Genomic DNA, 18232 nt, shown 5'->3' on the forward strand with positions numbered 1-18232 from the left:
CATAAAAAAAGAGGGCCAGATGGCCCTCTTTTTTCGTTTCCGCCGAAGCGGCTTACATTTCTTCTATCGCCAATCCCAGCTGTTCCACCACGTCGCGGTTGTCCGGATTGGTGACGACGGCCGTGCTGGCATTTTCCGGCACCAGCCAGGTGGCGGCCACACGCTTGATGTCGTCCAGCGATACCGCCAGCACACGCTCACGGAACCGGGAACGCTGCTCCGGGCTGCGACCAAACAGCTTGTTATGGAAGGCATGGCGGGCCGCACCCGCCGGAGAGCGTGGGCGGTCGAGCTGACCAATAACGCCAAGGATGGACTCTTCCAGTTCCTGCTCGTCGTGCTCCGCTTCCTGCAGCCACTCCAGAGACTTGTCGAAGTCGTCCAGAGTCTCCGCCAGGCGCGGATCCCGGTATGAGAAGAACCGGAACGTGCCATTGACGCTGTCCTGACCGGCACCACCTCCGTAAGCACCCCCTTTCTCGCGGATGGTGCGGTGCAGGTAGCCATTACGCAGGAACCCGCCCAGTACCGTCAGTGCGGCCGCATCGGGATGATCCACCGGCACAGTGCGATAGGCCTTGGCACAGAAGTTCACCTGCGTTGAAGTCAACCACGCCTCACGGGTGGTGTAGTCGACCGGCTCCATGGTCCAGCTGGACGTTTCAGTGCCCGCCTCGCCCTGCCAGCAGGACTTCAAATCGTCGACCATGGCCGGCAACTGGGCTTCCTCGCCAATCACCAGGAACTCACGGCCCTGATTGCGAATCTTGTCGTGCAGCGCCGCCAGCTTGTCGCAGAACGCAGCCAGCTCTTTCGGATCCTTCAAGGCCTGATCCAGCTGTTTGGTGCCGCGAATACCGGCAAGACCACCCAGCCGGAACGACAGCCAGGAACCCGGGCCCATGCCCTGGGAAGCAGCGCCCATAGCAAGGGCATGACCGCTGCCCGTTACTGCCTGCTCACGACGGGCGCGAATCTGGGCAATGATTTCACGAATCCGGTCGGTTTCATCGAACCGGGCACTGGTGTAGACATCCCGCAGCAGACGGGTAAGTTCACTGCGGTTGCGGGCCAGGGCCTTGCCATTGAAGACCAGGTAGCCGGTCAGGTCCTGAACATCGTCGATACGACCCTTGGCATTGAATGAGGCGCCAATACCGCCGGATTCGGCCGAAATACGATCCTGCATCTGCAGGTAATCCAGGTCACCACAACCCACTTCCGAAATCAGCGTGGTGTAGTACGGCACCAGCAACAGCTCTTCTTCGGTCAGTTCCGGTACCGGCACCACAACCTGCTCATACACCAGGCCATTGGTGCCCCGGGCGAAAACAGTAGCGCCAATGTCACCGTCGTACTGGGATTCTGGCTCCGGCATCTGCAGCGGCACATCGGTGAGATCCACCTTGGGCAGGATGGAGTCGTCATCCTTGCGCATCTGGCGCTCTTCCAGCGCCTGGGCACGATCGACAATCTGCTTCACTTCGTCGTCGGTCAGTTCGGCCTTACGGCGGGCCAGGGCTTCAGTGATGGCCTGCTGGCGATGGCCTTCGAGCTTCTCATCCGGGCGCAGGGTCAGGGTGACCCGGTGCGGGTTTTCCAGCAGTTTTTTGCGAATCAGGCTCGGCACATACTGCGGATCGCGGATTCTCTCGCGCAGGGTGGCCAGTACCGGCTCCAGATCCAGCAGTTCTACCGGATCGCCGCCGTGCACCATCGGTGAGATGGCGGTCATGATCAGTTGCAGGCCGTATGGGAACTGGTCACCGGCAATTTCACGTTGGTGCAGTTCCAGTTGATGCAGGATGGCCTCCAGACGCTCTTCGCTAACGCCCTCTTCGGCCACTTGCAGCAGCGTGCTTTCAATCAGCGCCTCAAGATCCTTGTGCTTATCAGGCTCACTGCCTTCGATACCGCAGACAAACGTCATTTCGCGGTTGGAATCTTCCAGCCCGCACATGGGCGACGGGGCATGACCCAGATCGGTGGTTTCCAGCGCTCGCATCAACGGCGAGGCACTGTTCTCCAGCAGCACTGCCGACAGCAACTGGCCTTCCAGATTTTCCTGCAGATCAAAGCTGTGGCCCAGCAACCAGCCCATCACAATGTGGGTCTTGTTGTCGGTGCCCTCACCCTCGTTGACGGCGTAACCCTGCTCTACCCGAACCGGTGAGAACATGCGCTTCTCATCGCGCACCGGCAGCTCAATATCCAGCCGATCGAACCGCTTCAGTGCCAGCTCTTCAAAACGCTCATGATGCTCATGGGCCGGAATGTTGCCGTAAGTGGCAAAGATGGCGTTGCTCGGGTGGTAATGATGACGGTAGAACTTCACCAGATCGTCATAGCTCAGATCCACAATATGATCCGGCTCGCCGCCACTGTTGTAGTGGTAGGTGGTGGTCTGGAACAGATGGCTGCTCAGGTTCTGCCACAACTGAGAGGTAGGCGAACTCATGGCGCCTTTCATTTCGTTGTAGACCACACCCCGGTACACCAGATCAGTCTTGGGATCGTCCGGGGTATCAAACTCCAGGCGGTGACCTTCCTGGGCAAAGTCCAACGGATCCAGCGAGGAGAAGAACACGGAATCCAGGTACACCGACAACAGGTTGTCGAAGTCCTTCCGGTTCATGCTGGCAAACGGATAGGCGGTCCAGTCGCTGCTGGTGAACGCGTTCATAAAGGTGTTCAGGGAGCGACGGATCATCATGAAGAACGGGTCGCGAACAGGATAACGCTCACTGCCACACAGGGCGGTATGCTCCAGAACGTGGGCGACACCGGTGGAATCCATCGGGAAAGTCCGCAGCGCGACAAAAAACACATTCTCGTCATTATCGGCCGCCAGGTGCAGGTGACGGGCGCCGGTTTTCTTGTGGCGATATTCTTCAATGTCTAGATTGAGAGTCGCAATCCGGTGACTGCGAAGCTTTTCAAAGGCCGGATGGGTTGCGTTGTCGATCACTGCAGCCATTCAAACTATCCTGTCTTTAACGATTAGAGACTTGTAGGGTAACACGTAGTATCGATTATCATGCACAGTCCAGCAGCGACAAGGTAACCGGCGTTCCATGACAACCTATTCCCCACACACCCGCGCAGTGGACGCGCCTGAAGTCGCCGCCTATTGGGCCGAGCGCCGCAGATACCTAGAGCGCGTGCGCAGGGTACCCGAGATCAGACAACGCTTTTGGCGGGAAGTTGCCATTTACCTGCTGCGCCGGTTGCTGTGGTCGTTCGGATTCTTCCCGATTTTCATCGCCTTCTGGATTCCATTTGTGCTGTCGAGCTTTAATCCGGTAGTGATGGCAACCGACCTGATCCCACTGCTGCAAGATTTCGTGGATTCCAACCCCGAAGTTCAGGCCACCACCATCAGCACCCTGTCTATTGCCTGGGCCTCCATTGGCTTTATCTTCCTGGTCTTCGACTTTGTACTCACCCCGTTCCGCTCACCTTATGAATACGAAGCCGATGTCTACATGAGGTCATGGGAACAACTCAATGTTGACCAGCTTCCGGACAAAATGTGATTTGTCCTGCATTCTCAAAAAACTCCAAACACTTTGTGTTACATAAGTTTGCACGCACTGGGTAAGATGCGGAGAGGTAATAAGAATTCTAAAACTGCTGGTTCAAGAGGTTCCCCATGGTCGATTTCAGACCGCTCCTGTTCATCAACGCCCTGGCCCTGATGCTCCTGGTTACTGCCGGCTTTGCGTCCGTGCATGATGAAATTGATAGCGGCACCGCACTGGCACCGCCGACCGTATCCCAAACCCTCGCTGCCAACGCACCGCCAGCCAAAATCAGGACCGAATCGAAAACACCGGCCAAGACCGCCCAAGCTGCCAAGCCAGTAACACCAGAGCCGAAGGCCAACCCTGCGCCCACCGAAGCAGAATCCTTCCAGGTGCCGCCCATGCCGGAAGACCCAACTTTGCTCGCAGTGGCTGAACCTGCGGCAGCGCTGACCACCCGACCTGACTTCAACCCGAATCAACCAGCGCCAGCCCCGGCCACCGGCTCACTGGTGTTGCGCTCGAACGTGGTGGGAGACCAGGTCGTCATTAACGGCAAGGAATACGGCGCCACCCGGCTGGACCTCGATCTGAAGCCTGGCACTTATGACGTCACCATCACCAAGCCCGGCTACCAAGCCTGGAGCCAGAAAGTGGCACTCGAAGCCGGCAGTGAACTGACCCTGGTGGGCGAACTGATTGCCTACACCACCGTCAATTTCAAGAACGGAACCTGGATTGGCGGTGTTAAAACCGGCGATGGCACCTACCAGGATAAAGACGGCCTGCGCTACGAAGGCCACTTCGTGAACGGTAAATTTGATGGCCAGGGCACCGCCTGGAACCCGGACGGAAGCCGCTACGATGGCGACTGGAAGAATGGCCAGCACCATGGCCAGGGCACCTGGCGCAGCGCCGAAGGCGCCCGTTATGCCGGAGAGTTCCTCGCCAACCAATTTAACGGCAAGGGCACCCTCACCATGGCCAACGGCGACATCCTCACCGGCCACTGGAAAGATGGCCACCTGAATGGCCACGGCTCACTGACCACCGCAGACGGCATGCTCTATGTCGGCGCGTTCCGGGATAACGAATTTCATGGTCGCGGCTCCCTCACCTACCCCGACGGCCGCCACTACGAAGGCGAGTTCTCCAACGGCGCGTTCCACGGTTCCGGTGCCGAAGTGTTCTCGGATGGAAAAAAATACGAAGGCGAATATATTGAAGGTAAGTTTCATGGCCAGGGCCTGCTGCTGAATCCGAACGGCAGCTCTATCGAGGCCACCTTCCGGCACGGCAAGCCCTACGGACAGGTCAAACTAACAACCGCTGCCGGTGAGATTTTCACCGCCCGCACCACAGAGCCCGGTGTCTGTTATCGGGACAAGAGTTACCGGGCCACGCAATGCCCGACACTGGATGGCTGGTAACAAGCCCGACAACACACGCGTTTGCAGTAAATGATTGAGGTAGTGAGATGGCGATCAAAAACGCTCTGCTGGTGGACGACTCCAAGGTAGCCCGATTTGCCTTGAGCAAGCTGCTGGAAAGTCGCGACATGGAAGTGAACATGGCAGGCTCGGCCGAAGAAGCGCTGGACTTTTTGAACAACGACAATCGGCCTGACGTCATCTTCATGGATCACCTGATGCCGGGCATGAACGGTGTCGAGGCGATCAAGGCCATCAAGGGCAACCCTGATACCGCCTCTATCCCGATCATCATGTGCACCTCGAAGAAGTCTTCCAGCTTTATGGAAGAGGCGAAGAACTTTGGGGTTTACAACATCCTGACCAAACCACCGCACACCGACGGCCTGTACCTGGTGCTGGATCAGCTGGATCGCGACGTCACCGAAGGCACTCTGCCCGAGGCTCCAGAGCCCGGCAGTACCGACTTCTTCGACATCGAAGAGGACGAACTCCTGAACATTCCGGGCGACGCCTCGGTGGAGATGTCGATGAAAGCCGAGGATGACTCACCAGCCCCGGTCAATGGCGCCTCAAGCGTGGTCCCGCTGACCAGCGACCTCATTGAGCAGATTTCCCGCTCGGCAGTAAAAACTCACATCAACAATCGCCTGCACGAACTGCTCAGCTCGCTATTTGATGAACAGTTTGACCATCTGAAACGTGCGTTGGACGAATCCCGCAGCAAGCAGGAAAAGACCCTGGAAGAACGGCTGGACAAGATGACCAGCCTGATCGAGGAGCGCACCAAGCACCTTCGCGACGAAGTGGCGGCGGAAGTGAACCTCAACCTGGCCCGGGAACTGGCGGACCTGAAGAAATCGCTGCAGCGCAATTCCGGATTCACGTCTGAGCACATGGCGGAACTGAAAGACCACATCACCAGCGTGCAGACCATCGACACCGAGTTCTGGCAAACCCTGCAATCCGAGGCCATTCAGCAGGCCCACGAAATTTCCCGGGAAACCGCCGAGGACATCGCCCAGCGCACCATCGACCTGTTCGTGGCCCAGCAGCGCTCAGCGTCGTCCCGGGTCTACACCATTGGTCTGGCGGTCAGCCTGAGCATTTTCAGCGTTGGGATTGCCTGGTTGTCCGGTTTGTTTGGCTGAGCCGCTGCCGAACCCTCTGCCAATCCTCCGGGGTGTCCACGTCGTCGTCGACTCCCGGAATATCCACCCTGGTTGCCCGTACGCTGGCCAATAACTGGCCAGCGCCTTTATCCCCTTCCAGCGCCATCACCTCGGGCCACAGCCACCTGGGCAAATAAGCCGGCACTCCGGGCCAGCCGTCATAATCAGCAGCCACTGGCTGATGCGGGACAAAGCGCGCTGCCTTGCCAAAGGCCTGCAAGGACGCCTCGTCCAGCAGCGGCTGATCGGCCACCAGCACAAACACCCCTTTCACCTTCGGCCCCATACTGGCCAGCCCGGTGGCCAGTGACGCCGACAGTCCTTCCTGCCAATCCGGCACCTGCAACCACGCCGAAGGCTGCGCACTGGCACGGAAGCGAATCAGCGGGTACCAGGCGCCGCACATCACCCGTACATCCCGGCTTAGAATCCGCCCATTGTGAATAGCCTGATCCAGCAGCGTCTTGCCACTGCCGGGCATGGACAGCAGCGCTTTGGGACGGCCAAGGCGAGACGATGCGCCGGCAGCCAGAATAAGTGCCGGAAATTCCTGATCGTTCGGAGAAGCGGAGAGGTTTAAGATAAAGACTCCAGTAGCAGCACGCATGAAGCCTGGCCCAACGCCAGACTGCCGATGTCGATGATTTTTGCTAGAATTCGGCCATCAATCAACCATACCCACCCGGATGCTTAATGAACCACCTCTTTGTAGACAACCTGACCGTCATCGATTTCGCCTACCTGGATCCCACAAGGGGCCTGGTTGGTGAGAGCTGGATTGCGGATGTCGTCTTGGGGGGCGAGCTCGACGACCAGGGCATGGTGTTCGATTTCAGCAACGTGAAGCGAACCATCAAGCGCGTTATCGACGAGCGGGTAGACCACCGACTGGTGATTCCACGCGGCTACAAAGGCCTGAGCTGGGACGAGAACGAGCCAGACACTTTTCAATGGGCCCTCACCGACGGCAGTGAAATCATTCACCGCTCTCCAGACGAAGCCGTGGTCTGGCTGTCCTCGGAGCGCGTAGTGCCGTCTGCGGTAGCCCGCCTGCTGGAACACGAACTGCAAGCCGTGCTGCCGGCTAATGTCACCTCCATTGAGATCAATCTGCGTGAAGAGGTGATCGAGGGCGCCTACTACCATTACGTCCACGGCCTGAAGAAGCATCTGGGTAACTGCCAGCGCATTGCCCACGGCCACCGCTCACCCATCCGCATTGATCGCAATGGCTACCGGGATTACGAGCTGGAGCGCAAATGGGCGTCACGCTGGCGCGACATCTATGTCGGCTCTGAGGAAGACGTGGTGCGTCGTCACGTTGGCGAGGACGGCGTTCGCTACGTCACCTTCGAGTACGAGGCCAACCAGGGCGAGTTCGCACTGGTCATTCCGGAAGAGCGCGTCTACATGCTGGATACCGATACCACGGTGGAGCTGATTGCCGCTCACATCGCCGACAAGCTCAAAGTGGACCACCCCACGGACACGATCCGGGTGAAGGCGTTTGAAGGGGTTGGCAAGGGCGCCATCGCCTCACGCTAAAGCGGAAGCGCCTGCCGCTTGCTGGGCCCTCACACATCGAGGGCCAAGTCGGCGCTCTCTTGAACACCACTTTCTTACGGACACAAAAAAACCGCCCGAAGGCGGTTTTTTTGTGGCTTTCCGGTGGACTAAACCGTCAAGCCGTATTGGCGTCCCCTAGGGGGTTCGAACCCCTGTTGCCGCCGTGAAAGGGCGGAGTCCTAGGCCACTAGACGAAGGGGACTAGAAATTGGTGGAGCCAGGCGGGATCGAACCGCCGACCTCAACACTGCCAGTGTTGCGCTCTCCCAGCTGAGCTATGGCCCCTCAACGGATGCGTATATTAAGGATCCGCCCCTGGGCCGTCAACCGCAAAAACCCACTTTTTTTCAGTTTTCTGAACTTCCCTGCTCGCGTCGTTTATTTATTCACCAAAGCGGTTATTAAGCACCCAACGCGGCGTACTCTTTCTCCACTCTCTTGGTTTCTTTCTTGGAGAAACCACCCAGTACTTCCAGGGCGTGGCGCAAACGCGACCGGGTCATGTCCGGGCCAAGCAATGCCATGGAGTCCATCACCGACCAGGAATTGGGTGTACCGGCTACCGCCACGAAGATCGAGAACATGAAATCGCCCATCTTCAGGTCCATAGCCTTGGCCATCGCTTTCACGTCGGCAAAGATATTTTCCTTGCTCCAATGGCGCTGAGCCTCAAGCTTCCACAGGGTGAACTGCAGCACCCGTTTGATCTGCGCCTCGTCCAGCTTGTTGTGGGCGAAGTCTTCCGGCTTCAGGTTCAGCATGCCTGAGAACATGAACTGGGCCATGGGCGCCACATCAGAGAACACCTCTGTCCTACCCTTGATGTGCGGCACCAGGTCAGTCAGCGCATCCTCGTTGAACCACCACTGGCGCATACGCGCCATGAACTGCTCATCGGTCAGCTCGTCACGCAGCCACTGGCCATTGAGCCAGCGCAGCTTTTCCACATCGAATACTGGGCCACCCAGGGATACGCGCTGGATGTCGAAGTTCTCGATCATCTCGTCCAGGGTGAACTTTTCCCGCTCGTCGGGCATCGACCAGCCCATTCGGCCCAGGTAGTTGGTCACCGCTTCAGGGAGGAATCCCATGCGCTCATAGAAGTTGATGCTGGTGGGGTTCTTGCGCTTCGACAACTTGCTCTTGTCCGGATTGCGCAGTAGCGGCAGGTGGCAAAGCTCCGGCATGTCCCAGCCGAAGTATTGGTACAGCAGCTTGTGCTTGGGTGCGGAATTAATCCACTCCTCACCGCGCAACACGTGGGTGATGCCCATCTTGTAGTCGTCCACCACGTTGGCCAGGTGGTAGGTGGGCATACCGTCAGATTTCAGCAGGATCTGGCAATCCACCTGGGCCCAATCGATCTCGATGGTGCCACGAAGCATGTCCTGGATCTCGCAGACGCCTTCATCGGGCACCTTCATGCGAATCACGTAAGACTCACCTGCATCCAAACGGCGCTTCACTTCTTCATCGGACAGCTCGAGGTTACCCTTGATCCCCGGGTTCTCCCCCCTGGCCTTGCGCTCTTCACGAATGGCTTCCAACTCTTCAGGAGTACGGAAGCAATAAAAAGCGTGGCCTGCCGTGACCAGATCCTCGGCGTACTGCTTGTACGAATCCTTGCGCTCCGATTGACGGTAAGGGCCATGGGGACCACCCACATCGGGGCCCTCGTCCCAGTTCAGGCCAAGCCAGCGTAATGCCTGCAGGATGTCGCGCTCAGATTCCGCAGTGCTGCGGGCCTGATCGGTGTCTTCGATACGCAAAATGAACTGGCCGCCGTGCTGGCGGGCAAAGCACAGGTTGAACAGGGCCACGTAGGCGGTACCAACGTGCGGGTCTCCGGTTGGCGATGGAGCAATTCGGGTACGTACTGTCATAAACCTTCCTGAAAAATCGGTGGCCGTTGAATAAACCCGGCATTATACCGGCCCTCTAACGGTTTCGCATGGGCGTGGAAGCTTATCCGCGGGCGCGATAGGTATAAAACACCAGGAATTTTTGCGCTGACCAGACCCTTTCGTTATATTATAACGTTTCATAACTAGCCAATCAGGAACCCACCTTCCATGCCCATGCTCAAACCGGCACGCTCTCTGGCCGCCGCCCTCTGCCTTATTGCCACTCCCGCCCTGGCGGAAACCAACGTTGTCACCTCGCTCAAGCCCCTGACACTGCTGGCCCACGGCATCGCGACCGCTGACACCACCATCACCACCCTGGTCCCGCCGGGCTCCAGTCCGCACAACTACAACATGAAGCCATCCCAGCGCCGCGCCCTGGACGATGCCGATGTCATTTTCTGGGTGGGCCGCGACTTGGAAACTTTCTTGAGCCGACTGCTGACCGGCGCCGATTTCCGGCAGCGCACCGTCAGCCTGGCGCTGGATGAGCCGGTGATGGCGGAATCAGAGACTGCGGACGATCATGACGAACACGACCATGATGAGCCTGCGGAGCATGAAGGCCACGGTCACCACGATCACGGCGACGGTGAAGACCCGCACATCTGGCTGGACCCGGCACTGGCCGAAGGCATGGTCGAGAAAATGCACAACTCACTGGCCCAACAGCCAAATGCCGACACCGCCGCCCTGGCCCGGAACCTGAAGCAGTTCAAAACCCGACTGGCAGCAACCGAGGCCGAGATTCGGGCCAAGCTGGAGCCAGCCCACGACATCAGCCTGTTTGCCTACCACGATGCCTTTGTCCGCTTCGCCGAACATTATGGCCTGAATCTGGAGGGTGTTCTGACGCTCAACCCTGAACTGACACCCGGTGCCCGCCACATAGCGAAAATTCAGGATCAGCTGGGACAGGGCCATCACCCTTGCCTGCTAACCGAGCCGCAGTTCAATCCGGGGATCTGGGAAGTGATTACGGAGAATCTGAATGTCACCTTCAGCGAGTGGGATCCACTCGGCACCAATGTGGAAGTAGGCCCCGACGGCTATTTCCAGTTCCAGCACAGCATTGCCGATGCGGTACTGAAATGCCTACCAGAGCAGGCTGAGCATTAACGGAATAGAGGCAATGGCCAGCAACGTCTGGCCACTGATAATGCCCGCCATCAACGGCGCGTCGCCACCGAGCTGACGCGCCAAAATGTAAGCAGAGGTGGCGGTAGGCAACGCCGCCAGCAGAACCACCACCTGCACCAGCACGCCATCCATACCCAGCAACAGGGCCAGACCCGCCGCCATCAGCGGAAACGCCAATAGCTTCAGCACCGTCGACACCAGGAACGGCATGGAAGCGCCCCGCAGTGCCTTCAGCTGCAAGCCGGCGCCCACGCACATCAGGCCCATGGGCAGCGCCAGCTCACTCAACGGTTTGAGGATAGCGGCAAACAGCGGGTGGAAGCCGATTTCGAAGAAACTCCAGACCACCCCGATCACCGAACCGACAATCAGCGGGTTGGTGACAATGGCCTTCATCACCGGCTTCAGACGCACCGGCTCATGACTGGCTACCAGCGAAAACATCAGAATGCAGAGCAAATTTAGCAGCGGCACCATAATCGCCACGGCTATGGCCGTAAGTGACAGACCCTCATCGCCCAGCAGCATACCCCCGGCCGCCAACCCGACGTAGGAATTGAACCGTATTGCCCCCTGGAACACCGACGAAAACACCGGCCCAGACCAGCGCCAGATCAGCTGCGCCACAACCAGCACCAGCGTCATGGCCACCAGCATGGCAACGATCAGCAGTGCTATGTCGCCGTAGGCCGATGCCGGAAGCCGGGCCTGCCCCAGTTTGAACACCAGCATGGCGGGAAACAGCACGTAATAAGTGAAGCGCTCAGCCTGAGGCCAGAAATCGCCACCGGGAAAATTCCAGCGCCGGAACACATGCCCAAGCATGATCAACACAAACACCGGAACCAGCGCCTGAACCATCACCGGCATAGAACCACACTCCAGTTGCAACACGAATAGCAAGGCAGCGCCCGACTAAACTAAATAGGAAGCTAGGGAGGATAGCAGATGGCGTCAGGTTCGTCCTGCCTTGAGCCCCTCACGCAGGACCACACCCGAACAGCAGTAACAACAAGGAACAGACGCTCCTCCTGCTCCAACTCAGCCAGGCAACGAAGACCACAGAAAACCCACAAACACAATACATGAAATGGTATTTGCGGTATTCTTGGTAATGGAAGTAACAGAAACACTGCGGATTGTTAGTCGACTCTTGAGTTGTGCGTTATGAGCAAATCAGAGTTTAAGCTTTGCAGACTTATCTATTACAGCAGCGCTTCACCGCATCTGCAGGACAGCGATGTGGATGCCATTCTGGACGAGGCGATAAGGCGAAACGGGAGATGCGGCATCACCGGCTTACTGGCCTATGATGCGTTTTATTTCATGCAGATCCTGGAAGGCGAAGACGAAGCCGTAAACACCCTCTACCTCAGCATTGCGGCAGACCCCCGCCATTACGATGTTCGGCTGATCCTTTACCAGCGAATCGAGGAACGTCGCTTTAGCGAGTGGTCGATGGCCCTGGCCAAACTGCCCGATGTGCCGGGCCGGTACATCGACAATCTCTACGGGGGATTCAAGCCCCAGCTTTTCTCGCCTGACGATGCCGTCAAATACTTCGACATGCTCCGGCACTATCTCCAGCGGGCAGCCTGATACCGCGCAGCTACTATTGTTGAGACCGTTTCTGGGACGTCTGTTCCTGCGACTTTTCGTATTCCCGCTGGTACTCACTGTATTCCCGCCGGTACTGATCTCTGCTGGCCGCATTCTGACAATGATTGATGCCCTTGGTGCTTCGTGCTGTCTCGTGCTCGCACCGGTTCTCAATGTAGTGCTCCCGCGAGCTTGCTGGGGGCGATAGAGGATCCCCACCGTGGTAAACCGTGGGCGCTGAGCAACCGGCAAGCGCAACAACTGCGGCTGCGGCAATCAGTCTCAGAGGGGTAACAACAGACATAGCGTTAACTCTTTGGTGCGTAAAGTTCAAAAACCTGTTCGCCGGTCATTTTACGGGTATCGTTTTTCAGTTCGTAATACCCGGGTTTTTCATCAATGAATACCTCACTGGAAAGCGCGAACTCCCGATCCTGAAACAGACCCGCGGGAAGAACGTATTCGTCGGTCGGCAGTAATCGGTAAAACAAATGTGTGCCACACAGTGAGCAAAAACCGCGTTCGGCCCAGTCCGATGACCGATACCGAGACGGCTCCTGTCCATTAAAGCTAACCTCAGAACCGCAATGAACCGCAAACATCGGCCCACCGGACCATCGCCGGCACATGGAACAATGGCACAAGCCAACATCCTGGTGCTCGGCTGCAACCACCTCGACCGCTCCGCACAGACATTTCCCTTTCATGTGTCGCCCCCTTTTGTCTGATTGCTGTTCCATGGATCCTTCCTGCCCGACCGGGCTCAGAACAACTCATTGCCCGTTAGTCGAGCTTGAACTAGTTTTTAATTATTGCAGATGGAATTGCAGGGTGACACATGCCGCTCATAACACCCTTTCAGCGCGGCTATCTTGCGCGCTGGGGTCCGCTACGCAGTGCTTACGCCTTTGCGATGGACAAGTTGCGGGACTACCTTGGCTTTTCGCTGTGCGTGGTTGTCTCCCGGCCCGCCGCTGGCAACACGCTGCCCGCCATTGAAAAAAACTACCCCGCCCGGGAATATCGATTGCTGGATGAGCATGAACTCCTCAAGCACAGCGCCGACCCAACCCTGGAACTGGATGCCGACTTTATCCGGGAACGGCTGGTGGTTGGTGATACCTGCTCAGGCGCATTAGAGGGTGGCGTGCTGCTGGGCTATGTCTGGCGGGCGTTTTCACCCGTATCCGTAAAGGATTCCCTATGGGTGGACGCGGGTTCCGCCGGGCGCTACGTGTACAAGGCGTTCACTCGGCCCGAATATCGTGGACAGAATATCGTGAACTCGATTTCAGTAGCCACCGAATCGATCTACAAGGGGCGCACCCACAACATCGCGTTTATTGAGAGCCACAACTACCCGTCAATCCGCTCGGCCATGAAGATGGGGAATAAAGTAATTGGCTATGCCGGCCACTGGAAAATCGGATCACGCTATTACTGCTTCCGCAGCCCGAGGGCTCGCCGGCTAGGCTTCCAGTTCCTGAGCAAAGTGTGACTGTGCGTGGCTGAGGCCCGGCCCCTTATTCCACCGAAGGCAGGTTGCCACCCAGCATGTTCTCCACCACGGCAGCGTTGTAGAAAGTTTCTACCTTCTGGATCTTGTCATCCTGAACCACAAACCACACCGCCAGCCGCACATCTCCGATCGGCTCAAAGTTGGTCCTGAAATCGAGAACCGCAAACACATGCTCGCCCTCGGCGCTGAGCTGACGCACGATCAGATCCTTCTGGATAGCCGCCATACCGAACTGGTAATACAGCATGTCATCGGGGCTGAGGAAACGCATGTTCGGCCCCACATACTCAAACCCATCCGACACGAGCAACGCCTTGGCCTCGTCGAATCTCTGGGCACGGGTATCGTCGATGAACTGCGCCACAACATCCCTAGGCTGCATATATCGGCTCCATTTTTACCTGGAGAGGGCCTGGCCGCCCTGGCCCTCTCAATTGCAAAATCAGCTCTACTCCCATTACACCTGTATACCATAAAAGAGCAGCTAACCCTCACCCCCACCGGAGTCTGTCCTGACGGGTTAGCTGCACTCCCCTACTTAGCGCTCACCTGAACATCAACCCTTGCACCCTGGGCGAGTGTGTTGAGGACTGGTGAGTAGTTACACAACTGTTTCAGCTTTTCCACATCGTCGACATCGGACTTAACCCTGAAGCCCACGCGGATGTGGGTAAAACCCTTCGGTACATCGTCAGAGAGGCCCAGAAATCCACGCAGGTCAATGTCGCCTTCAAGCGATGATTCCAGTTCCTCAATATTAATCCCCCGAACTGCAGCGTGAGCCACCATGCTCGTGGTTACGCACCCCGCAAGGGCGTTCAGCAGATGCTCTACCGGATTGGCGTATTCATCACTGCCCGCCAGAATTGGTGGTTCGTCGGCACGAAGTTCGAACGGCTGTTTATGGGCGATTTCCTGCCCGGCACCGTAGAATCCGGTCACTGTCGTGCAATTTTGACTTCCCCCCACCCAAGTATTGCGCGCGCGGAACTTACATTGCCCAAGGTCAGGCTCCTCTCTGATGGCATTCACCGTTCCAAGCAGTGTTTCCATATGAATGCCATTAATCATCCCATCGCTTGCGCCCATCTCTTTGCCGGCCATTTGATTAGTCATGATCGTTCTCCCATCAGTGTGCTTTGTGAAATTAGTTGCCTGGACTGTATGGCAGCCGTGAAGCAACTTAAGGTATACGATAGGCCCATAGGGCCCACCTAATAAGATGGAGGTTTGCCAGTAACAGGGCATTTGTGCCACTAGTTTGGGTGATCGTCATGACCAACTCAGTGAAAGGCGCTACGGACGTCTTGATCGTCGCTGTGGCGGAAACCGCAGGTTCCTCGCTCTACGGTATGCTGGACGTGCTCCTGGCGGCCGGCAACGTGTGGCAAACGCTGGTTCGTGAGTTATCGGTGCAAACGTTGTTTCGGGTCCGAATCGTTGCGCCGGAAAGGGATGCGTTTATCTGCGGCAACGGAATTCCGGTTATTCCCGATTGCTCGGTGGCAGATGATCCAATAGCCCCCATCATAATATTGCCCGAGATCTGGCTGGCTCCGGATGAGGACATCCATGGCCTCTACCCCGAACTCACGGAATGGATACGCCGCAAGTACCGAGAAGGCTCCTCGCTTTACTCCGCCTGTTCCGGCGCCGTAATGTTGGCCGAAACCGGATTGCTGGACGGTTGCGAAGCCACTTCCCACTGGGGCTATCAAGATTTGTTCCGGGAACAATATCCGAACGTTCGCTTCCACCCTGAACCAAACCTCATCTTTGCAGATGCAGAGGGTCGAATCGTGACCGCAGGTGGAACCACGTCCTGGCATGATCTCGCGATCCACATCATCTCTCGTTACGCCAGCCCTGGAGAGGCCTTGCGGATTGCCAAGGTATATCTTCTTAAATGGCACAGTGAAGGTCAGTTGCCCTACGCGATGCTGGTGCGCAGAAACCCCCATACAGATGCAGCAGTACGGGCTTGCGAGAAAAGGCTGGAGGAACAATTACGGGAGCCCGATGCACTCAAACGAGTAGTGGAGTTATCAGGCGTTCCAGAGCGCACCCTGAAGCGACGATTTAAGGCGGCAACTGGCGTCACGCTGATAGAATACCTGCAGAACTTGCGAATTGAGGAAGCCAAAAGACTGCTTGAGACCGGGCAGATGCCCGTCGAGGAAATCAGTGTGGCGGTCAGCTATGACGATACTTCGTTCTTTCGTAGGTTGTTCAAGCGCTCAACTGGACTTTCACCCAGCCAATATCGTCGCATGTTCCAGCCGACCAACATTTAGGGTTACTTGTTTCTATACGCACAGCCTCTGGATGATCGGATACCTGGCCCGATCAAGCCCCGGTTCAGAGAAAAGCCAGCCATACCGTTGTCTGCCCCTTTTGCAAACCGTGCCCTGAGCCTATTTATTCAACTGTAATGGTGATCTTTTCCGACATCACCGGATCGCTGTGGGGCACGTGGGCATAGTTGCCCAGCAACAGTTGCAGGGTGTGCTCTCCCGGCGGCAGCATGATCTCGGTTTCCGTCTGGCCACCACCGAAATGCTTAACCTGATCGGTAGCCGGCAACGGCTTGCTCAAATCCGACGGCACCTCGGTATCAATCAACAAATGGTGATGCCCGGTGCCTTCCTTATCCATACCGGCCGGTGCCACGCCCATATTGCGCAGACCAAACACCACCTTCACGGGGCTTTGCACGGTATCGCCGTCGCTAGGCTGCACAAAATACACTTCGGCATTGGCGGGGGCCTTCGACATATGGCCATCGGCCAGCGCGCCTAGCGGTGCGAGCAATACCGCCGAGAATAAAGCAGCTGCAATCCTGTTCATGTTACTTCCTCCCTTTTATTGACCTGATGTCAGTTTAGTAGAGGTTCGCAACCTCAACATTCTGTGATGCTGACCGCGAGCCCGCCCAGGGAGGTTTCCTTGTACTTGTGGGACATTTCCAGCCCGGTTTGGCGCATCGCCTCGATGCAGTTATCCAGCGGCATAAAGTGCTTGCCGTCACCCCGCAGTGCCAGTGAGGCAGCCGAATACGCCTTGATCGCTCCAAAGCCGTTACGCTCGATACAGGGCACCTGTACCAGCCCCTTCACCGGATCGCAGGTCATACCCAGGTGATGCTCCAGCGCGATTTCGGCGGCATTCTCAACTTGCCGGGCGGTGCCGCCACGCACTTCGCACAAACCGGCGGCGGCCATGGCGGCGGCTGAGCCAACCTCGCCCTGGCAACCCACCTCGGCACCGGAAATGGAACTGCGCTGTTTGATCAGGCCACCAACGGCACTGGCCGTTAGCAGGAAATCGTGCACTTGCTCCCGCGTGCCCTGCTCGTGGGTGACAAAGTAATACAGCACCGCCGGAATCACGCCGGCCGCGCCGTTGGTGGGCGCCGTCACCACCATATTGCCAGCGGCATTTTCCTCATTAACGGCCATGGCGTAGGCGCACAGCCAGTCGTTGATATTCGCCGCCTCCGGCTTGTTCTTGATGCCCTGGTACAGGCCCTTGGCCCGCCGGGGAATCTCCAACCCACCCGGCAATATGCCATCTGCCGCCAGGCCACTTTCGATGCAGGTCCGCATGGCACGCCAGATGTTATCCAGGCCCTCAACCAGCGTGCTCTCATCCCCATGCTCAAGCTCGTTCACCCACTTCATACGTGCGATGGAAAGCTGGTGCTCATCCGCGAGCGCCAGCAAGGCGTTGGCCGAGTCAAAGGGATAGGTAGAGGAGTCGACTTCTGCGAATTTCAGCGGAGCCTGCAACTGATCGATTTCAGCCAGGGTATTGATGAAGCCACCACCGATGGAGAAATAGGTTTCGGTGAACAGCACCTTGCCCTCACCGCTCATCAGCTCGAACACCATGCCGTTGGTGTGCTGTGGCAGTGGCTTTCCGGTATCAAAAACAATATCGCGGGACGGGCTGAATTGAACGGTGCGATTCTGGCCCAGCTCGACACAATCGCTTTGCCAGAGCTGAGTTACCAGCGCCTGTACGTCGGCATCGACCAGACTTACCGGCAGGTAGCCGTGCAACCCCAGGGCAACCGCCCGATCAGTGGAGTGGCCTTTGCCGGTATAGGCCAAAGAGCCTTTGAGCGTGCAGCGGATGGTGGCGCCTTCCAAGCTTGCCGCCTCGAACCCCTGCTCTCTAATCCGGCCAACGAAATCATGGGCGGCAACCATCGGCCCAACGGTATGGGAACTCGACGGCCCGACCCCTATTTTGAAGAGATCTAGCACACTGATGAACATGGCAGCCTTGCAGTCGTTGAGTGTAAGAAAAGTCTAGCACGACTACGAAAACCAACGCCTTGAATACTGCTTAACGGCTTACCTGCCTGACTGCTTCC

The 18232-nt window shown here is 57.4% G+C and carries 18 protein-coding genes and 2 tRNA genes; 8 read left to right on the plus strand and 12 right to left on the minus strand.

Annotation, left to right across the window (positions count from 1 at the left end; translation table 11 throughout):
- Positions 1-52: 52 nt before the first annotated feature.
- Positions 53-2977 carry an insulinase family protein gene (locus QUE89_RS10895; RefSeq protein ID WP_286220110.1) on the minus strand — a complete coding sequence of 975 codons (2925 nt, stop codon included), beginning with the start codon at positions 2975-2977 and terminating at the stop codon, positions 53-55.
- Between the two features lie 97 nt (positions 2978-3074).
- Here QUE89_RS10895 and QUE89_RS10900 point away from each other — a divergent pair, with 97 nt between their 5' ends.
- The 3 genes from QUE89_RS10900 (at position 3075) to QUE89_RS10910 (ending at position 6105) form a co-directional block, all read left to right on the plus strand.
- Positions 3075-3536, plus strand: coding sequence for a hypothetical protein (locus QUE89_RS10900; protein WP_286220111.1), 462 nt, complete (start codon positions 3075-3077; stop codon positions 3534-3536).
- Positions 3537-3652: 116 nt separating this feature from the next.
- Positions 3653-4954 (plus strand): MORN repeat-containing protein, encoded by a 1302-nt coding sequence (locus QUE89_RS10905; RefSeq protein WP_286220112.1) that lies wholly within the window; start codon positions 3653-3655, stop codon positions 4952-4954.
- Between the two features lie 47 nt (positions 4955-5001).
- The gene (locus tag QUE89_RS10910) at positions 5002-6105 is read left to right on the plus strand and encodes a response regulator (RefSeq protein ID WP_286220113.1); all 1104 of its coding nucleotides are present in this window, start codon (positions 5002-5004) and stop codon (positions 6103-6105) included.
- On the opposite strand, the gene QUE89_RS10915 is transcribed toward QUE89_RS10910, so the two are convergent.
- Positions 6065-6733: a nucleotidyltransferase family protein gene (locus QUE89_RS10915; RefSeq protein WP_286220114.1), complete on the minus strand. Its 669-nt coding sequence runs from the start codon at positions 6731-6733 to the stop codon at positions 6065-6067. The genes QUE89_RS10910 and QUE89_RS10915 overlap by 41 nt on opposite strands.
- A gap of 86 nt (positions 6734-6819) precedes the next feature.
- Between QUE89_RS10915 and QUE89_RS10920 the strand changes: the two genes are divergently transcribed.
- Positions 6820-7671 carry a 6-carboxytetrahydropterin synthase gene (locus QUE89_RS10920; protein WP_286220116.1) on the plus strand — a complete coding sequence of 284 codons (852 nt, stop codon included), beginning with the start codon at positions 6820-6822 and terminating at the stop codon, positions 7669-7671.
- A gap of 147 nt (positions 7672-7818) precedes the next feature.
- Here the strand turns inward: QUE89_RS10920 and QUE89_RS10925 are convergent.
- From QUE89_RS10925 to gltX, 3 genes are all read right to left on the minus strand, one after another.
- Positions 7819-7894, minus strand: a tRNA-Glu gene (locus QUE89_RS10925).
- 7 nt (positions 7895-7901) lie between these two features.
- Positions 7902-7977: transfer RNA gene (locus QUE89_RS10930), tRNA-Ala, on the minus strand.
- 116 nt (positions 7978-8093) lie between these two features.
- A complete protein-coding gene (gene gltX, locus QUE89_RS10935; protein ID WP_286220117.1) occupies positions 8094-9575 on the minus strand; it encodes a glutamate--tRNA ligase in 1482 nt (493 codons plus the stop codon).
- Positions 9576-9764: 189 nt separating this feature from the next.
- On the opposite strand from gltX, the gene QUE89_RS10940 reads away from it, so the two are divergent.
- The gene (locus QUE89_RS10940; RefSeq protein WP_353506787.1) at positions 9765-10715 is read left to right on the plus strand and encodes a zinc ABC transporter substrate-binding protein; all 951 of its coding nucleotides are present in this window, start codon (positions 9765-9767) and stop codon (positions 10713-10715) included.
- Here the strand turns inward: QUE89_RS10940 and QUE89_RS10945 are convergent.
- Positions 10692-11606, minus strand: a complete 915-nt coding sequence (locus tag QUE89_RS10945; protein WP_286220118.1) for an AEC family transporter — start codon at positions 11604-11606, stop codon at positions 10692-10694. The two genes, QUE89_RS10940 and QUE89_RS10945, sit on opposite strands and share 24 nt — an antisense overlap.
- A 297-nt stretch (positions 11607-11903) precedes the next feature.
- Here QUE89_RS10945 and QUE89_RS10950 point away from each other — a divergent pair, with 297 nt between their 5' ends.
- Positions 11904-12335, plus strand: a complete 432-nt coding sequence (locus tag QUE89_RS10950; RefSeq protein WP_286220119.1) for a BLUF domain-containing protein — start codon at positions 11904-11906, stop codon at positions 12333-12335.
- A gap of 13 nt (positions 12336-12348) precedes the next feature.
- On the opposite strand, the gene QUE89_RS10955 is transcribed toward QUE89_RS10950, so the two are convergent.
- Both QUE89_RS10955 and QUE89_RS10960 read right to left on the minus strand, forming a co-directional pair.
- Positions 12349-12639 (minus strand): hypothetical protein, encoded by a 291-nt coding sequence (locus QUE89_RS10955; protein WP_286220120.1) that lies wholly within the window; start codon positions 12637-12639, stop codon positions 12349-12351.
- A gap of 4 nt (positions 12640-12643) precedes the next feature.
- Entirely contained in the window at positions 12644-13042 is a 399-nt protein-coding gene (locus QUE89_RS10960; protein ID WP_286220121.1) for a GFA family protein, read from the minus strand.
- A gap of 131 nt (positions 13043-13173) precedes the next feature.
- Here QUE89_RS10960 and QUE89_RS10965 point away from each other — a divergent pair, with 131 nt between their 5' ends.
- Positions 13174-13833: a hypothetical protein gene (locus QUE89_RS10965; protein WP_286220122.1), complete on the plus strand. Its 660-nt coding sequence runs from the start codon at positions 13174-13176 to the stop codon at positions 13831-13833.
- A gap of 25 nt (positions 13834-13858) precedes the next feature.
- Here the strand turns inward: QUE89_RS10965 and QUE89_RS10970 are convergent, their stop codons facing one another.
- Together QUE89_RS10970 and QUE89_RS10975 are read right to left on the minus strand one after the other, a co-directional pair.
- Positions 13859-14236 carry a nuclear transport factor 2-like protein gene (locus QUE89_RS10970; RefSeq protein ID WP_286220123.1) on the minus strand — a complete coding sequence of 126 codons (378 nt, stop codon included), beginning with the start codon at positions 14234-14236 and terminating at the stop codon, positions 13859-13861.
- Positions 14237-14388: 152 nt separating this feature from the next.
- On the minus strand, positions 14389-14970 hold the full coding sequence (locus QUE89_RS10975) for an OsmC family protein (protein ID WP_286220124.1): 582 nt from the start codon (positions 14968-14970) through the stop codon (positions 14389-14391).
- 158 nt (positions 14971-15128) lie between these two features.
- Between QUE89_RS10975 and QUE89_RS10980 the strand changes: the two genes are divergently transcribed.
- The gene (locus QUE89_RS10980; protein WP_286220125.1) at positions 15129-16148 is read left to right on the plus strand and encodes a GlxA family transcriptional regulator; all 1020 of its coding nucleotides are present in this window, start codon (positions 15129-15131) and stop codon (positions 16146-16148) included.
- 124 nt (positions 16149-16272) lie between these two features.
- Here the strand turns inward: QUE89_RS10980 and QUE89_RS10985 are convergent, their stop codons facing one another.
- Positions 16273-16701, minus strand: a complete 429-nt coding sequence (locus QUE89_RS10985; RefSeq protein ID WP_286220126.1) for a DUF4399 domain-containing protein — start codon at positions 16699-16701, stop codon at positions 16273-16275.
- Between the two features lie 53 nt (positions 16702-16754).
- Complete coding sequence (locus QUE89_RS10990; RefSeq protein ID WP_286220127.1) at positions 16755-18134, minus strand: L-serine ammonia-lyase; 1380 nt, start codon at positions 18132-18134, stop codon at positions 16755-16757.
- Positions 18135-18232: the final 98 nt, after the last annotated feature.

Origin of the sequence: Marinobacter sp. LA51 (assembly GCF_030297175.1) — a bacterium.
GTDB lineage: Bacteria > Pseudomonadota > Gammaproteobacteria > Pseudomonadales > Oleiphilaceae > Marinobacter > Marinobacter apostichopi.

What these genes read in the sequence shown, in the direction of transcription:
- QUE89_RS10895 (WP_286220110.1), bottom strand. Translation starts at nt 2,977, where the DNA reads ATGGCTGCAGTGATCGACAACGCAACCCATCCGGCCTTTGAAAAGCTT.
- QUE89_RS10900 (WP_286220111.1), top strand. Translation starts at nt 3,075, where the DNA reads ATGACAACCTATTCCCCACACACCCGCGCAGTGGACGCGCCTGAAGTC.
- QUE89_RS10905 (WP_286220112.1), top strand. Translation starts at nt 3,653, where the DNA reads ATGGTCGATTTCAGACCGCTCCTGTTCATCAACGCCCTGGCCCTGATG.
- QUE89_RS10910 (WP_286220113.1), top strand. Translation starts at nt 5,002, where the DNA reads ATGGCGATCAAAAACGCTCTGCTGGTGGACGACTCCAAGGTAGCCCGA.
- QUE89_RS10915 (WP_286220114.1), bottom strand. Translation starts at nt 6,733, where the DNA reads ATGCGTGCTGCTACTGGAGTCTTTATCTTAAACCTCTCCGCTTCTCCG.
- QUE89_RS10920 (WP_286220116.1), top strand. Translation starts at nt 6,820, where the DNA reads ATGAACCACCTCTTTGTAGACAACCTGACCGTCATCGATTTCGCCTAC.
- gltX (WP_286220117.1), bottom strand. Translation starts at nt 9,575, where the DNA reads ATGACAGTACGTACCCGAATTGCTCCATCGCCAACCGGAGACCCGCAC.
- QUE89_RS10940 (WP_353506787.1), top strand. Translation starts at nt 9,765, where the DNA reads ATGCCCATGCTCAAACCGGCACGCTCTCTGGCCGCCGCCCTCTGCCTT.
- QUE89_RS10945 (WP_286220118.1), bottom strand. Translation starts at nt 11,606, where the DNA reads ATGCCGGTGATGGTTCAGGCGCTGGTTCCGGTGTTTGTGTTGATCATG.
- QUE89_RS10950 (WP_286220119.1), top strand. Translation starts at nt 11,904, where the DNA reads ATGAGCAAATCAGAGTTTAAGCTTTGCAGACTTATCTATTACAGCAGC.
- QUE89_RS10955 (WP_286220120.1), bottom strand. Translation starts at nt 12,639, where the DNA reads ATGTCTGTTGTTACCCCTCTGAGACTGATTGCCGCAGCCGCAGTTGTT.
- QUE89_RS10960 (WP_286220121.1), bottom strand. Translation starts at nt 13,042, where the DNA reads ATGAAAGGGAAATGTCTGTGCGGAGCGGTCGAGGTGGTTGCAGCCGAG.
- QUE89_RS10965 (WP_286220122.1), top strand. Translation starts at nt 13,174, where the DNA reads ATGCCGCTCATAACACCCTTTCAGCGCGGCTATCTTGCGCGCTGGGGT.
- QUE89_RS10970 (WP_286220123.1), bottom strand. Translation starts at nt 14,236, where the DNA reads ATGCAGCCTAGGGATGTTGTGGCGCAGTTCATCGACGATACCCGTGCC.
- QUE89_RS10975 (WP_286220124.1), bottom strand. Translation starts at nt 14,970, where the DNA reads ATGACTAATCAAATGGCCGGCAAAGAGATGGGCGCAAGCGATGGGATG.
- QUE89_RS10980 (WP_286220125.1), top strand. Translation starts at nt 15,129, where the DNA reads ATGACCAACTCAGTGAAAGGCGCTACGGACGTCTTGATCGTCGCTGTG.
- QUE89_RS10985 (WP_286220126.1), bottom strand. Translation starts at nt 16,701, where the DNA reads ATGAACAGGATTGCAGCTGCTTTATTCTCGGCGGTATTGCTCGCACCG.
- QUE89_RS10990 (WP_286220127.1), bottom strand. Translation starts at nt 18,134, where the DNA reads ATGTTCATCAGTGTGCTAGATCTCTTCAAAATAGGGGTCGGGCCGTCG.